This is a genomic window from Daejeonella sp. (assembly GCF_037719425.1).
Lineage (GTDB): Bacteria > Bacteroidota > Bacteroidia > Sphingobacteriales > Sphingobacteriaceae > Daejeonella.
On the sequence record NZ_JBBJNI010000093.1, the window covers coordinates 1 to 16,257 of the forward strand.

Consider the following 16,257-nt stretch of genomic DNA (forward strand, 5'->3'; position numbering starts at 1 on the left):
CATGTTTCTAAATTTCCATTCAGAACTGTTTCAATATTGTGAAGCACTCCTTCCAGATCATCGGGATGAATATGTTCTTCCCAGAAATCACCCAGATTTTCGGTAGTGTCACCCGAATACCCAAACAAGGCCTGGAAACCGCCGCCCCGATAAACTTCATCAGTTCTCAAATCCCAGTCCCAGATCGCATCCGAAGTGGCCCGCGTTACATATTCATAACGCGCGTTACTTGTTTCAAGCTCTTCCTGGGCTTGTTTCCATTCCGACACATCTATACCCACACACTGGATTTCGCTGGGCTGGCCTTTTGAATCTGTAAGGCAAATAAAATCCCAAACCGTGGAGACCACACCATTGCCATCCTTCTTTGGCTTATCGATAAATACCTGAAAGACCTTATTGAGCTCTCCAAAACACTTCCCGACAGTTGTGGCTACCCGTTCATGATGATACTCTAGTATAGAGCTCATAATGTTCTCGCCAATTACATCTTTCCCCTGATACAACCAGCCAAAATCCTCAAGGAACTTGTTGTTACAAAAACTATAATTTCCCTCAAGATCCATACGGATCATATAGTTAGTCTGCGATTCGACAATACCCCTGTGCCGGGCCTCGCTGATTAATAATTTTTCAAATGCCAACCTGTCTGTGGTAGTATCCTGAACAGTACCTTCAAAAATAATGATATCGCCCCGTTCGTTCCTGACGAGATTACCGAGAGCATGAACCCACTTAATTGTTCCGTCCGGAAGTATTATCCGATGTTCTATGTCATGCTGAACGCCTTCGGTAAACGCCTTTTCACGGCTCTTCAGAAATTCCTCCCTATCATCCGGATGAATTGTGTCGTAGTAAGACTCATAATTTAGCTGAAACGTCTTTCTATCACGGCCCCATATATTGTAAACCTCATTTGACCAGTACAACCCTTTTTGATCCGGAAACGACTGCCAATAACCCACTTTCGCTATTTTCTGCGCAGCAAGCAGTTTAGCCTCGTTTCCTTCCAGACGGCGTAATGCATTTTCTCGATCTGTTACATCTAAGGCGGTAACGAATACCCCTATAATCTCACCCTCAGAGTTTTTCGCAGGTTTATACTTGACGGCATAAATGAGCTCTTCCTTAAAAATAGGGTCTTTTACATGTATTATTGTCGAATCTAATCCCCCCTGAAGAACCTTGCTATAGATTCCTAAAAGGACAGTACGTCTCTCAGGTGGAGCGTAATCCAGTATAAACTCACCTTTTCGGACCTCTTTGTTGAAATAATTCTTATATAGTCTGTAGAATTGATCATTAAAGGAGACGATTATCAAATCTTTGTTAAGAAGAACGAAAGACTCCTCTGTATTATTGATCAGAAGATTTCTCTCAAGCTCCGCCTCCTGGCGTTTCGTCACATCCCGAAAGTTACTTACGATCCCGTTAATCATCGGATCGTTCATCATGTTTGTAAAGGTGGCTTCTATCCATCGCCAGGAACCATCTTTATGCTTAACCCGTGCGATATGCCCCTCAATGGGCTCTCCTGGCCGCTGCAATGCTTGGAGCAATCTTTCAGCGACACTAGCCTGATCTGCAGGATGTAACCGATCATTCAGTGAAAGAGCCATTGCCTCCTCCTCGGTAAATCCCAAAACACTCTTTATGGAGGGGGAAACATATTGGCGTTTTCCGGCACTATCGAGTATTACTACAACATCAGCACCATTTTCCACAAGGGTGCGGAATATCTTTTTACTCGCTTTAAGCTGATATTCAGCATTGTGCCGTTCAGTTGCATCATTGGCTTCGCCGCTGTCTATCATTAATTCTGCACGGCTTCGTGGTTCTGAGCCCGGTGCGTCCGGCAAAACAGTCATTGCCGATATCTCGTGTCTGATTATAGTTTGACAAACATATTTTACTGAGCCTGCCTCTACAAATGGTGTGTTTTCGATATCTATATTAATCCGCTCGGGAACCGCCTTATCCGGGTAATGAATACTCAGTTCCAGATTATTGATCCGTTCCGTCAATCCGGATTTAAATACTTTTTGTAACGACTTATCAAAGACAGAAACAAAGTCCTGATTTGCGGTGACACTGGAAAAGGAAAATATACCGGAAGCAGATTTGAGCCCAGCCCCCGTAACTGCGAATAGTTCCTGATAGGCTTTATTAGAAAATACCAGCGGAAATCGCTTTTCGAAAACCCTGTACACCGCCATCGGTACCGGTGATGTCTCGACAATATTTAACCATATCTCCGAACTAATCATACACCAGCGTTGTAAATTGTGCACGGAAAAATAAGCCTCGAAATAAACTTTACCTAATCTAAACATCGACTAGAGGAACAATTCCGGAGGATAATCTTAAATACGAGATTAAAGATGCGCAGATTTTACTTTTAAAAAAAGTATCTAAGCGCACTTTCAAACATTACATTTATTCGAATATTAGTTTCTTCTTGAGTAGCTCCGGGAGAAAGGATTTTCGATATAATCACTTATACCATACATAATACAATATTTATCATATAATGTTTGGCGACGGGCGCTGATACCAAAAATCCGAATTTCCCTTTAGGAAGCAGCTTTTTTCCTGAAGTCACCAACAATTATGTTCGGAAATATGTATTGCGCATTTCGGTGGACAAAAAGCCGAATGCGGGATTTAATATTGTGGCACTTAAGTTGTGCAAATTCAGCTCCTGCTAACGCAGACTGAAATCAATTAGCTCATCCATCCAAAATGAAAAACCCTTCTACCGATAAATACTTCTATGACGTTTTCGTTAACACTAACGACCTGATACATTTTGCGAATAAAGAGGGGATGCTTGAAATTGTTAATCCATCATGGCAAAAGACTTTGGGTTATTCCGAAGACGAAATAATAGGCACCTCTATCTATGACTTTATTGACGAACAAGATCATGCGAACTACCGGAAAAGACGCTCAGATGCTATTACCGAAGGAATCTCAGACGATTTCCAGGTAAAGGTGAGAAGGAAAGACGGAAAGTCATTGCTTCTGGAGGGAAATATTAGGCCATTTTACTCAAGTAATAAATTGGTTCACACGCGGGGTGTATTCAGGGATGTAACCTTTAAAATTACTCAGATCAGGAAACGGGAAGAGCAATTATCAAGGCTTACACAATTCTTCCAGAAGGCCCCCGATGCAGTAGTCGTTATAGATGAAGATCAGCTTGTTGTCGAATGGAATACAAAATCCGAAGCAGTCTTTGGATTTTCCAGGGAGGAAGCAATTAAACATCCATTATCCGAACTTATCATACCCTTGCGTTACCGGGAGGCTCATAGAAAGGGAATGACCCATTTTTTAAAAACGGGCGAAGGCCCCGTACTGAATACCACCATAGAAGTCGACGCAATAAACAAAGGCAATAAAGAGTTCCCCATTAGCTTAAGTATTTCCAACGTAAAAATAGGTAAGCAATGGTTCTTTATTGCATTCATGGAGGACATCACCGATAAGATAGAAAAGCAAAAGGAGTTTGTACGCCAGCAGATCGAGCTTAATGACGTAAGAGAGGGAGATCAGAGAAGCCGGGACTTTTTAAACATAGCAAGCCATGAGTTAAAAACACCTCTTACTGCCATCAAAGCTTTTGCGCAGTTAGCCTTGAGAGGTGTTGAAAAAGATAGTAAGGAAATGACTACACAGTTTTTGAAGCAGATAAACGAAACCTCTGATAAACTGAATGCCTTAATACTTAGCCTTCTTGATATTTCCCGTATCCAGTCCGGGAAGTTTGAAGTAGATAAAATGATTGTTAGTTACAACGGATATCTGCAAAGCATTATTGAAAGTAGCCGGATAATTTATCCGAATCATACCATACTCTTCACAAGCAGTGAAAAGAGTGAAGTAGAGCTGGACCCCATTAGGCTTGAACAGGCTGTGATGAATCTCATCAACAATGCCGTTAAATATTCGCCGGGATCTGATCTGATTGAAATAACAACCCGGCGCGATAACAACATGGTTGTGACCGACATTAAAGACTATGGGATCGGCATTCCGAAGAGCAATCATAGCAAGGTATTTGAGAAATTTTTCCAACTTGAAGAACTGCCGAAACGAAATAATTCCGGTCTGGGGATCGGTTTGTTTATTACTTCAGAAATAATAAGTCAACATAATGGATTGATATGGGTACAAAATAATGACCCAAGGGGCTCTACATTTTCCTTTTCGTTGCCGGTAATTTAAAAATAGTCCACTCCCATTCTTACCTCTCCTCCGCTGCCCTCCGGCGGGCGAAGCGCATTTTGCCTTGTAGAAGTCCCTGCATGACGGCAGGCAGGTTGAGTCTTTGCTCTTAGTATTTTGTTCCTTTAAGGTACGCCTGCCAACTCTCCACTCTCAACTTTCCACTCTCATAAAGGGATGAAAACGGGCACTTTGTCGGCCCATCACTTAAATCTAAATATAGAATGACTTTAGAGCGCTGCGCTGCTTGTCATCTGCTTAATAATCTCAAAAATATGTTCTTCGTCTGTACCGCAACAACCGCCAAATACGTTTAAATGACTAAATTTTTCTTTCAATCTTTTATTTTCCCTGCCTAATTCCTGCGGATTTCCCCTGTCTAATTCAATGGCTTCATCCAACTCTGCGTGACTTTTACAAGATGCATTTGCTCTGATTCCCTTTATCCGTTCAGTCCAGCGCTCCTCTATCCCGTCTTGCAATTCCTCCATAAAGTGTGTTGGGTAAGCACAATTAAGCATATAATATATCGGCGGCGTTTTTACGCTTTTGTCAACCTTTTCTATTGCTTCCTTTAAACCTGGTCCGGAAGGCAGTTTACCATTCGTTTCAACAGTAAAAGAAATGACAACAGGGAGATTTAGATCATTTGCAGCGTGAACAATGCCAATTGCTTCCTCTGCATAATTCATCGTAATAGCTGCAACCATATCAACTCGTGCATCCGCAAACACTTTTATTTGCGTTGAATGATATTCCCGGGCTTCGCTGGCGGTCATTATATGTCCAGGCTTATACCCATCACCACGGGGGCCAACACAGCCGCTGATAACAATGGAAGGTAAGTAGTCTTTAAATTCTTCTTTCAGCTCTGCCAGAAGCTGAATTGCTTTTTGATTGACTTCTGCTACCGCTGAATTTGAGTAACCCATTTTTTCAATCCAGTCTGAACTGGCTCGCCACGTCGGGCTTTCCAGTATGAAACCTGTTTTGAATTCTTTTGCAATATTTAAATAACGCCTGTAATAGTCCCTGATTGAATTATAGCCTTTTTCGTCTTTTAGTAAATCAAAGGCGGCAAAATACGGCAGGTCATAACCTTCGTGGAAAATAAGGGTAGTTTCCAGGCCGCCGTCTGTTAAAAACAAATTTGCGGATGCATTCGGGAGAATTGTTTTACTATGTAACATAGTTCCGGTTTAAATTGTGCTAGGTATCAGGAAGCCTAACGCCGTGGGAGTTAAAACACATGTTTATCGAAAGCAATATTGCATGACGACATTATTTATTGTGTTTTAATACTTTTGCCTCCACATAAAAAATAATCTCCTCTGCTATGTTTTTGCTTTGATCGCCTACGCGTTCCAGCCTGCGGATTATAGAGAGGACATTCAAGGCCTGCTCGGTTTTTGCCAGATGATCGCCGATAAATAAAGTAATATGCTGGTTTGCAGCAATATTAATTTCATCCAGTATCTCATCCTGTTTAAATATGCTCCGCGCAAGCTTTGTATCCTCCTCTTCAAAAGCCTTTAGTACGTCTTCAACTGTTTTGATAGCACCCTCGAACATTTGATCGAACCTGGTGCTTTTTAATAAAGATTTATCAAACGGCTCTTTCTCACTTAAAATAAAATTGCTGATCCCTTCTGCGATATCTCCGATCCGTTCGAGGTTATTGACAATCTTTAATGTGGCCAAAACGAGCCTTAGGTCAACAGCGACGGGATTATACAGTGCAAAAATACTTTCGCAATCTCTGTCAATTTTTAGTTCCATCGCATTCACACGCTTTTCACCGGCAACCACTTCGTGCGCAAAATCCTTGTCAAATGATTGGAGGGAATGAGAGGCTTTCTGTAATTGGCTCAGAACGAGCTGCCACATGTCCACTGTCTCTGCCTTTAGTGCTTTTAATTCTTTTTCCAGATGTGTCATAATAATTATGATTATTTGTGATGGACAATCAACCGAATCTTCCCGTTATATAATTTTGTGTGGAAGTCTTGGAAGGATTCGTAAAAATTTTGTCCGTGAAATCATATTCGATCAATTCGCCAAGGTAAAAGAAGGCAGTTTTGTCACTGATCCGGGCTGCCTGCTGCATATTATGCGTTACTATAACAATGGTGAAATCTTTTTTCAACTGATGAATAAGCTCCTCTATTTTCGCTGTTGAAATGGGGTCCAGTGCTGAAGCGGGTTCATCCATTAATAATACAGACGGCCTAATTGCAATAGCCCGGGCTATGCATAATCGCTGCTGCTGTCCGCCCGACAGGGCCAGGGCAGACTTATGTAAATTATCCTTAACCTCATCCCACAAGGCAGCATGATGTAATGCATTTTCGACGGCCTCCTGTATGATTGATTTCGATGTTTCTCCATTAATCCGCAGGCCAAATGCTACATTCTCAAATATGGTTTTAGGAAATGGATTGGGTTTCTGGAACACCATGCCGATATTTTTACGGTAAGCATACACATCAATCGTATCATTGTAAATATCCACGTTGTCAATCATAACCTCTCCGGTGATCTTCACTCCTGGAATTAAGTCGTTCATGCGATTAAAGCATCGCAGAAATGTGGATTTTCCACACCCTGACGGGCCAATAAAAGCGGTCACTGAATTAGGAGGGATGCTAATCGTGACATCCTTAAGAGCCTGCTTGGTGCCATAGAACAAGCTGAGATCCCTGGCTTTTAACTTATACATTTCTAATTCTTCTGCCATTATGATGTCGTTTTCTTATACCATTTATTTCTGAGGTAAATAGCTATGCCATTTAATAAAAATGTGAATAACAGCAGTATAATTATGCCTGCTGCGGCGTTAGTAACAAAACCCTGTTGAGGACGTGAGGTCCAGTTATAAATCTGTATTGGCAGCGAAGTAAACTGATCCATAGGGCCTTCCGGAATAAAGGGAACGTAAGCCAGTGCCCCAACAACAATTAAAGGGGCCGTTTCTCCAATTGCCCTCGAAACAGATAAAATTATCCCGGTCAGTATGCCGCCAAAAGAGGCAGGGAGGACAACCCTCGACACGGTTTGCCATCTGGTGGCCCCCATGCCATATGAAGCTTCCCTGAGTGAATCAGGAACAGCTTTAATAGCTTCCCGGGTTGCGACAATAATCACAGGCATTATCAGCAAAGCAAGTGTGAGTGAAGCCGCCAGGATACTGTTACCCAAACCAGCCGTCCTTACAAAAAGCGTGAGACCTAGTATTCCATAAATTATCGAAGGAACGCCCGCCAGGTTCGAGATATTGATCTCCACAACTTTTGCCAGCCTGTTGTTTGCTGCGTACTCCTGCAGGTAAATCGCTGCCAGAATCCCTATTGGCAAAGCAATTAAAATAGTAAATAACAGCAGACTAAACATTCCCGCCAGGGCCGTGAAGATTCCGGACTGTTCGGGATGGCGGGACGGGAGATTTACAATAAATGACCAGTTAACCCTCCCAAGACCTTTAATAAGAATGTCGGCAAAAAGAATTACCAGGATTAAAAGAACAAAGGCCGTACATAACATTGCAAAAATGTTAAAGATTTTGTCCTTTGTATTAGCAGATATACGTTTCTTTCTATTCATACCGCTGACTATATTTTTTCCTGATCCAATAACTGATATTATTAAGAAGGAAAGTGAAAATGAACAAAGTTATGCCCGCTGCAAATATGGTTCTGTATTCAAGGGAATCCTGGGGCACATCCCCCATACTTACCTGCACGATGTACGTGGTGATTGTTTCGACCGATTCCAGTGGATTAAAAGTCAGCTTTGGTTCCTGGCCCGCCGCAATGGCAACTATCATTGTCTCCCCCAGAGCCCGGGATATAGCAAGTATAACTGACACTATGATGCCCGAGTTTGCTGCCGGAACAATTACCCGGAAAGCAGTTTGAAACCTGTTTGCACCCAGCCCATATGAAGCTTCCCGGAGAGAACGGGGAACCGCCCTTAAAGCATCTTCGCTGAGTGATGTTATATAGGGGATGATCATGATTCCCATCACCAGCCCTGGAGATAAAGCGTTAAAGCCGGATAAACCCGGGATGATTTTTTGCAGCATAGGCGTCACAAACTGTAGAGCAAAAAAACCATAAACTACAGTGGGTATTGCGGCAAGCACCTCGAGGATTGGCTTAACAATACTGGTGAATCTTTTCGAGGCATATTCATTAAGGTAAACAGCAATGGTAATGCCTAAAGGAACGGCCATCAGGACCGCAATAAAAGTTGTTAAAAGGGTTCCTGATAAAAGTGATAGAATACCAAAATGCTTGTCTTCAAAAAGGGGAGTCCATTGGGTGTCCGTTAAAAAAGAAAAGATCGAAACTTCATTAAAAAATTTGAAGGCATCGACGGAGAGAACCAATATAATACCAATAGTTGTCAATACAGACACCAGGCTGCAAAGAATCATTACGATTTCTATGGCCTTTTCCGATTTTACTCTGAGTGATGCCATATTTATTTCTCCTCGGATAAAAGATCGAGCAGCTTTGCACCGACAGTAGATTTATTTTCAAAAACCGATCCTTTACTACCCTTTGTAAAGCGTTCGTAGGATAGTTCATAGACCCTGGCTGGCAAAGCGACATACCCTACTTCCTCAGCTAACTTCGCTGCATTTTCGAGATAGAACTTGACAAATTTCTTAACATATGGATTTGATGCGGATTTTACATTCACATAAATAAATTCCGGACGGGATAAGGGCTGATATTCCCCGCTTTTTACAGTTGCATCGGTAGGAAATATCGCTTTTGCTCCTGAGTTTACTTTTAAAGGAATAAGCTTTAGCTTATCCTTGTTTTCTGAAAAGTATGCTAAACCAAAATACCCGAGCCCATATTGGTCAGATGAAACTCCCTGTACGAGCACATTATCATCTTCGCTCGCCGTATAGTCGCCTCTGGAGGCTTTCGCCTTTCCATTAATTGCTTCAGTAAAAAAATCATAAGTGCCGGAAGAAGTACCAGCGCCGTAAAGGTTTAGAGGTACATCAGGCCAGCTTGCCCGAACTTGTTTCCAGGTGTTAATTTTGCCCTGACTTTCAGGGGACCACATTACCTTAAGTTCTTCTACTGTTATATAATCGACAAAATCGTTTTTCGGACTTACCACAATTGCCATCCCATCATATGAAACAGGGATTTCAATGAACTCTATCCCATTTGTCCGGCTAATTTCTAATTCACTTTTACTGATTGGACGGGAGGCATTACTGATATCAGTTTCACCGCGAAGAAATTTTTTGAATCCGCCGCCGGTACCGGAAATTCCAACCGTCACCCGGATATCGGGTTCAATTTTTCTGAATTCTTCGGCTACCGCCTCAGTTAAAGGATAAACACTGCTGGAACCATCAATGTTGATTTTCCCCTTATATTCCTTGAAGCAGGAACATAAAAGGAAGGAGATTAACAATACACAATACGTAATTCGAAATCTATTCATTCAATGGATTGTGCTTTTGATTACGTTGCTTAAACCTTACCGTCTTACCCAAAGTCAATGTTACTCTAATTAAGTAAGCCTTCCAAAAAGGGACATTTATTTCAAGCAAAAAGCTTGCCGAAGCACGACGGGCGGGAGGGAAGCAACCTTCCGAAGGAAAGCTTGAGCTCCTTAAAAAAATAGAAGAACGCGAAAAACGAACTAGGCCTTTCCGCGGCTATACGCGGAATGACCTGAACAGGCATGCACTTCTACACCAGAAAGTGTTGGGTTCGTTTCTTAAGCCAACCCACTGATTCTCCAAGAGCTTATAACCCCAGCCATTCAATTCATTTTCTCTTATTTCGTGCAAAACCAACATTTAGGTTCCAGACCTCTTAGAGCAAATATCATTCAGACGTTTTTGAGAACCCAATAAACACTGTACCTACCATCTTTCCCTCTAAAAAGTAAACTGTTCTTGGTGATCAATTTATAGTTTTCCGCGAATGTCTTTAAGATGCAAAGTGTCTGAAACTTTGGTTAGGGAAATAGAACTTTTCCCCGCAGAATGATACTTAAGCGCAAAATCCTCATATTGATATGTCTTTTTAATGGTTACAGTATTTCCGGAAACAAATAGTCTTAATGTTAGATTCTGGTTTTTTTCAGGAATTGCATCGGCATCGGTTCCGTAGTTAAGATTTAAAGTATCGGGATATGATTTAATGGTCATAACTCAATATTACCAAAATTGCATGAGAGTGGTTGCTTCAATTCTATCATTCGGCGCTCAATTTGTTCAGGTATTCCTGAACTTTCTTCCCCGAAAAATCACCCGCACCTTCATGCTTAAATACCAACGTTCCTCTTTTGTTGAAAATGATGGTTGTCGGAAGCGATCCGCTGAAAAGGCTTTCGGGAAGAGCACTGGTAGGCGTAAATATTGGCAGTGAAAACTTCTTCCTTGTCATGTACTTCTTCGCCTTCTTATAATCATTGTCCATGTCTACCATTAGAAATACAATATTCTTGTTGTCTTTCAAATTACGTGAGAGCTTATTGATCGAGGGCATTTCAGCGCGGCACGGAGGGCACCATGTAGCCCAGAAATTAATAAAAACTACTTTCCCTTTCAGACTTGACAAACTGACTGTCTTGCCTAGACTATCCGTAAAGCTGATATCCTCTGCGAGTGCCGGAGTAATTTCTCGTCCGCTGTCAACATCAGGCTGGAAAAATCCGATCTGCATCAACCCCTTTATAACTACAGCCTTTGCCTCCGGACTGAAAAACATTAGCATGAAAAAAGCTAGCAATACGGCGGTGCTTATGTTAGAAAACGAAACGACCGATTTATTTTTCATTACGGAGCAAAATCATTAGCCGCAGTACTTAATTTCCTTCCCACTCATATCCCAAAGTTATAAAAGATTTGAGGCAAAAGAATTTATTTCCAATTATCATGCAAAGCCTGAACTTTCCCACTCATGATTTTCTCGTCCCTAGTGACCCTTTTATTTAATTACTTATATAATAAAAATTATTTATAGTTTAGTTTGCCCATTTTCCAACATAACTAATTGGCTAGTTAAAATGTCTGAAAGTAATATATATCAGCTATTAGTTAATTCGCATGAAAAAGATGATGAGTCATTATTCAAGTCTATTTATTTGGAATATTATCCCAGATTAATTGTTTTCTCTAAAGGCTACATTAAACAAAGAGAAATTTGTGAGGACATAGTGGAAGATATCTTAATGAAGCTTTGGGATAACCGAGGTTCCCTTACACATATCAAGAATCTGAAATTTTACTTATATGTGTCCGCAAAAAATGCTTGCCTAAATTACCTGGCGAGTAAAAATCGAATTCTTTCCCAGAGCATTGAGTGCTCCTTCGATTTCGATCTGGGCCCAATCACAGTATCGCCCGAAGATACTTTGATTAGCGAAGAAAGAATTGAGCTTATCCAAACCGCCATACAAAGTTTACCTCCTAAATGCAAAGCCATATTTATTCTTATTAAAGAAGATGAGTTAAAATACGCTGAAGTAGCTGAATTGTTAAATATTTCCATCAAGACCATAGAAGCACAAATGACTATTGCTTTGAAGAAGCTTAGCCTCGCCTTTGAGTTCGAATTCCCGGAGCTTGTTTCAAGAACTTATAAGAAAAAATCTATTTAACCTCACCTAGTTTCAAAAATATTATTCCCGTCTTTAGGGGTAAGCTGCTTCTTTTTTGTCTTTAATATAGTAATGACAGATACAGATAGATTTCTCGCTTTGATCGCTAAGAGAAAACTTGGCAATTTTACTTTAAAGGATATTGCAGCCTTAAACGCTTTGCAAAAGGAGTATGGTTTGAAAGCCGAAGATTTTAAGGATCTGCATCAAATTTTTAATGTAAAGTATCTCCAGGAAGGAATACCTGACCGTGGTTCAGTTGAAGAGAGCTGGGAACGTTTTAGTTCAAAAATAAAAAATAACAGCCAGCCCAATTTAGCCCCTAAATCTTATTACGCAAAGTCATATAAAGTAAAAAAGTTGGTTTTCGCTTTATTAACGGCTGCTGCACTGCTTGTAGTAGTTTTCAATGTCTTTAGATCCGATAATTTCAGTTCCACCAAAAAGCTAAATATCGTAAGTACGGAGCACGGTTCTAAGTCTAAAGTGCAGATGCCGGATGGTTCTTTAATATGGCTTAATAGTGGAAGCACAATTACCTATGATGATCATTACGGTATCAAGAATCGCAATGTGAGCCTTGTTGGTGAAGCCTATTTTGATATAAAACATGATCCGGGCCATCCCTTTATCATACAAACAAAAAGCATGAGATTGAAAGTTCTTGGGACTGCTTTTAATGTTCGTGCGTATAAAGAAAGCATGAGCAGTGAGGCCACCTTAATCAGGGGGTCTTTGGAAGTTTCATTTCCCAGCCGGCCTTCAGAAATGATAATACTAAAACCTAAGGAGAAAATATCAATAGTTCACCGTGTGCCTGAAAAGCAATCAACAGAGCCTCTCCGATCCGGCAAAACAAGAGAGGCAGCTTCGATAATATCTTTATCTAAAATAGGTGAATTGACACCACTTGATGATATTGAAGAAATTTCATGGGTAGAAAATAAACTAATATTCAGAGAGAAAAATTTTCGGGAGCTCTCAATCGACCTGGAAAGATGGTACAATATTAAAATTGATATTAAAGATACCATCATGCTGGAAAAGAAATTTACCGGAACTTTTAAAAATGAAACTTTTATCGAAGCAATAAACGCTTTAAAAGAAACCTATCAATTTGATTACAACTATAACAAAAACAATAATACCGTGACCATAATCTCTAATAAATAATCAACTAAAAAAGCAATATGTAAGAAAAAAGATTTACAAAAGAAACGGGAAATACATAGTACTTCCCGTAACTAAATCAGATCTACATGAAAATGGCTGTAACCAATAATTCATGTAATTACACCAATTCTTTAAACGTAAAATTAAAAGTATGAAAAAATATTCTTGGAGCAGTTCCTGTGTTCCGAAAAAAGAGTTATTAAAAATCATTTTGTGTATGAAACTGACCATATTTTTAATGGTTGCCTTCTGCCTTCAACTAACCGCCAACGTGCACTCTCAGAGTATCACGATGCAAATGCAGAATGCTTCTTTGAAAAAAATATTTCTGGAAATCGAAAAAAAGTCGACTTACAGTGTGATATTCAATGATGATGCAATTCCAAAGGGAAAGTTGTTTAGCGTTAACGTTACTAACGAAGATGTTCGGGATGTGCTGACTGATTTATTAAGTACCACAACACTGACCTATAAGATTCAAAACACCTTGCTGGTAATCACATCTAAATCTGCCATGCCAGCCAGACCGGTTACCGGCAGGGTTACTGACGAGAACAATCAACCGTTAATTGGTGTGAGTGTTAGTGTTAAAGGTACAACCCTGGGGACAGCGACTGATGAAAACGGAAATTACCGAATTTCTGTCGATGATGATAATGGAGTGCTTGTATTCAGATATATAGGTTTTAAAAGTATTGAAAGGTCTACGGGCAGCAACTCTGTGCTTAATGTGACCATGTCAGAGGATAATGAGGCATTGAATGAAGTTGTAGTTATTGGTTACGGCGGAGTTAGAAAAAGCGATTTAACCGGCTCAGTCGTATCAGTCAAAAGTAAAGAGCTTACGGCATTTCCATCATCAGGAGTTCAACAAGCTTTACAGGGGAGAGCTGCTGGTGTATTGGTACAGGCAAACAATGGAAATCCCGGCGGTAGTTATAAGATCAGGATAAGGGGCGGCACATCGGTTAACGCCAGTAGTGATCCTCTTTTCGTTGTCGATGGTTTCGCAGGTGGTATTTTGCCCCCTCCGGAAGATATAGAGTCGATGGAGATTCTGAAAGATGCCTCAGCAACTGCAATTTATGGTTCCAGAGGCGCAAATGGTGTCATTTTAATAAGTACTAAAAGAGGTAAATCCGGTAAAACTTTAATAGATTTTAATTCATCTTACTCAGGTCAAAAGGAAATTAACAGGCTGCCGTTACTTAATGGCAGCCAATTTGCCGATTATATAAAAGAAATAAATCCGGCATACGTTTCAGCTAATCAAAACACGGATTGGCAAGACCTTATATTCCGTCAGGGTGATATTAAAAACACTCAACTTTCACTATCAGGAGGTACTGATGCGATAAGATATTATGTATCGGGTGCGCTATATGATCAAAATGGAATTATCCATAATTCATCGTTCAAGCGATTTTCGGTTACGAGCAATTTAGATTTCAGCGCTACAAAATGGCTTAAGATCGGCCTAAATTTGTTTGCACGGTCATCTGAAAATATAGGTGTCCGGACCCAGGAGAATTCAGGAGGCTCTACTGGCACCGGAGTAGTTTCAGGTGCTTTCAAATTCGGGCCGGATCAGCCTGTATTGAGACCAGATGGCACTTATTCCATTGCTTTGATAGGGGATCCGCATGATAATCCTGTTGCTGTTGTCAACGAATTGGAATCAGAAGATAAAGGCAGTTTGTACCAATATAATTTCTATGCGGATTTCGATTTGGTAAAAAACTTAAAATTCAAAACTACCTTTGGCGCCTTTTCAAATAATCAGCGGATAGGCCTCTTTACTCCCACTACCCTTAATGGCGGCAGAAATGTTGGCGGAGATGCAAGTGTAGATTCGGAACTACGAAATAGTTTTATCAATGAAAATTTTATAACCTATACAAACAAGTTTGCAGAAAAGCATGCAATTTCAATTTTAGGTGGTTTTTCATATCAGAAGTTTATCAATGAAGAATCGGGAGCCCGAAGTCAGTCTTTTTTAAGTAATTCGGTTTCGTTTAGAAATTTAGGGGGCGGTGCTGTTTTTTTAGCGGGTAACTCTGCTCTTTCAGAATCGCAATTAGCATCCTATTACGGACGATTTAATTATAATTTTTCAGATCGGTACCTGCTTACCGTTAATACCCGGTATGATGGTTCGTCAAACTTCAGTAAGAATAACAAATGGGCGTTCTTTCCATCAGCAGCGCTAGCCTGGAATATGCATAATGAAAAGTTTATGCAGAACATACCCCTGATCAATAGTTTTAAATGGAGGATAAGTTATGGCTTAACGGGTAATCAGGCCATAAGCCCTTATCAGACATTGGCTCGCTTCTCTTCGGTCTTTACCATAGTAAATGGATCTCCGGTGAATGCTGTCAGGCCTACAACTATAGCGAACGACGATTTAAAATGGGAAACCACAGCTCAGCAAAATTATGGTGTTGATATCGGCTTTTTAAAGAACAGGCTAAACTTTACAGCTGATTATTACAAATCTATTACCTCAGACCTATTATTTAGCGTGCCCCTGCCGCAATATTCCGGCTATTCTACCCAAACACAGAATATTGGTAAGATTCAGAATAAAGGGCTGGAGTTTTCCCTTGGCTCTAAAAATATAGTCGGGAAATTTAATTGGAGTACAGATTTTAACATATCCTTTAACAGGAATAAGGTTTTGGAATTACCTCGTGGAAATGATATAATTTATGCCATTGCTCCGGGCCATATGATTGGTATTGGAGGAACGGCCCAGGTTTTAAGAGTCGGTCAGCCGGTGGGCAGTTTTTTTGGTTGGATTTATGATGGAGTGTACCAAACGGGTGCAACTTTTAAACCGGGCGGCGGTTTTGAGCAAGCGGCAGGAGGAGAGAATTTCAGAGATCTTGGCGGTAAAAAAGATGCTAACGGGAAAGCACTAAACGAACCTGATGGACTGCTGAATAATGATGACAGGACCATCATCGGCAATCCTAACCCCGATTTCATTTTTGGTTTCACAAATGATTTCAGTTATAAAAATTTTGATCTGAATGTATTTCTGCAGGGATCTCAGGGAAATGATATTTTAAGCTACACCCTGCTTGAACTGGAAACAATTTCCGGCATTAACAACGCTACAACGGAGGCCTTGAAGCGATGGACTCCCTCGAACACAAATACCGATGTTCCAAAGGCATTTGCCGGAAGGCCCCAGCGCGTTTCTTCAAG

General features: G+C 40.6%; 13 protein-coding genes. 4 read left to right on the plus strand and 9 right to left on the minus strand.

The features are described 5' to 3' along the window. The coding region (locus tag WKF69_RS12605; RefSeq protein WP_340382361.1) for a PAS domain S-box protein at positions 1-2,267 on the minus strand (2,267 nt) is incomplete at its 3' end. Positions 2,268-2,742: 475 nt separating this feature from the next. On the opposite strand from WKF69_RS12605, the gene WKF69_RS12610 reads away from it, so the two are divergent. Next, on the plus strand, positions 2,743-4,230 hold the full coding sequence (locus WKF69_RS12610; RefSeq protein WP_340382363.1) for a PAS domain S-box protein: 1,488 nt from the start codon (positions 2,743-2,745) through the stop codon (positions 4,228-4,230). 230 nt (positions 4,231-4,460) lie between these two features. On the opposite strand, the gene WKF69_RS12615 is transcribed toward WKF69_RS12610, so the two are convergent. The 8 genes from WKF69_RS12615 to WKF69_RS12650 all read right to left on the minus strand — a co-directional run bounded on the left by WKF69_RS12615 (position 4,461) and on the right by WKF69_RS12650 (position 11,048). After that, a complete protein-coding gene (locus WKF69_RS12615; RefSeq protein WP_340382365.1) occupies positions 4,461-5,420 on the minus strand; it encodes a homocysteine S-methyltransferase family protein in 960 nt (319 codons plus the stop codon). A 91-nt stretch (positions 5,421-5,511) separates the two neighbouring features. Next, on the minus strand, positions 5,512-6,168 hold the full coding sequence (gene phoU / locus WKF69_RS12620; protein ID WP_340382367.1) for a phosphate signaling complex protein PhoU: 657 nt from the start codon (positions 6,166-6,168) through the stop codon (positions 5,512-5,514). A 28-nt stretch (positions 6,169-6,196) separates the two neighbouring features. Next, positions 6,197-6,967 carry a phosphate ABC transporter ATP-binding protein PstB gene (gene pstB, locus WKF69_RS12625; RefSeq protein WP_340382369.1) on the minus strand — a complete coding sequence of 257 codons (771 nt, stop codon included), beginning with the start codon at positions 6,965-6,967 and terminating at the stop codon, positions 6,197-6,199. Further along, on the minus strand, positions 6,967-7,830 hold the full coding sequence (pstA, locus tag WKF69_RS12630; RefSeq protein ID WP_340382370.1) for a phosphate ABC transporter permease PstA: 864 nt from the start codon (positions 7,828-7,830) through the stop codon (positions 6,967-6,969). The genes pstB and pstA overlap by 1 nt, the downstream gene beginning before the upstream one ends. Continuing rightward, on the minus strand, positions 7,823-8,710 hold the full coding sequence (gene pstC, locus WKF69_RS12635; RefSeq protein WP_340382372.1) for a phosphate ABC transporter permease subunit PstC: 888 nt from the start codon (positions 8,708-8,710) through the stop codon (positions 7,823-7,825). Before pstC ends, pstA begins: the two co-directional genes overlap by 8 nt. 2 nt (positions 8,711-8,712) lie before the next feature. Beyond that, positions 8,713-9,702: a PstS family phosphate ABC transporter substrate-binding protein gene (locus WKF69_RS12640; RefSeq protein WP_340382374.1), complete on the minus strand. Its 990-nt coding sequence runs from the start codon at positions 9,700-9,702 to the stop codon at positions 8,713-8,715. 472 nt (positions 9,703-10,174) lie between these two features. After that, positions 10,175-10,417 carry a hypothetical protein gene (locus WKF69_RS12645; RefSeq protein ID WP_340382376.1) on the minus strand — a complete coding sequence of 81 codons (243 nt, stop codon included), beginning with the start codon at positions 10,415-10,417 and terminating at the stop codon, positions 10,175-10,177. 46 nt (positions 10,418-10,463) lie between these two features. Further along, a complete protein-coding gene (locus WKF69_RS12650; protein ID WP_340382378.1) occupies positions 10,464-11,048 on the minus strand; it encodes a TlpA disulfide reductase family protein in 585 nt (194 codons plus the stop codon). A gap of 229 nt (positions 11,049-11,277) precedes the next feature. Between WKF69_RS12650 and WKF69_RS12655 the strand changes: the two genes are divergently transcribed. The 3 genes from WKF69_RS12655 to WKF69_RS12665 form a co-directional block, all read left to right on the plus strand. Beyond that, a complete protein-coding gene (locus tag WKF69_RS12655) occupies positions 11,278-11,871 on the plus strand; it encodes an RNA polymerase sigma-70 factor (protein WP_340382379.1) in 594 nt (197 codons plus the stop codon). A 72-nt stretch (positions 11,872-11,943) separates the two neighbouring features. Beyond that, entirely contained in the window at positions 11,944-13,044 is a 1,101-nt protein-coding gene (locus tag WKF69_RS12660) for a FecR family protein (protein ID WP_340382380.1), read from the plus strand. Positions 13,045-13,195: 151 nt separating this feature from the next. After that, positions 13,196-16,257, plus strand: a 3,062-nt coding sequence (locus WKF69_RS12665; RefSeq protein ID WP_340382382.1) for a TonB-dependent receptor, incomplete at its 3' end; no start/stop codon positions are given.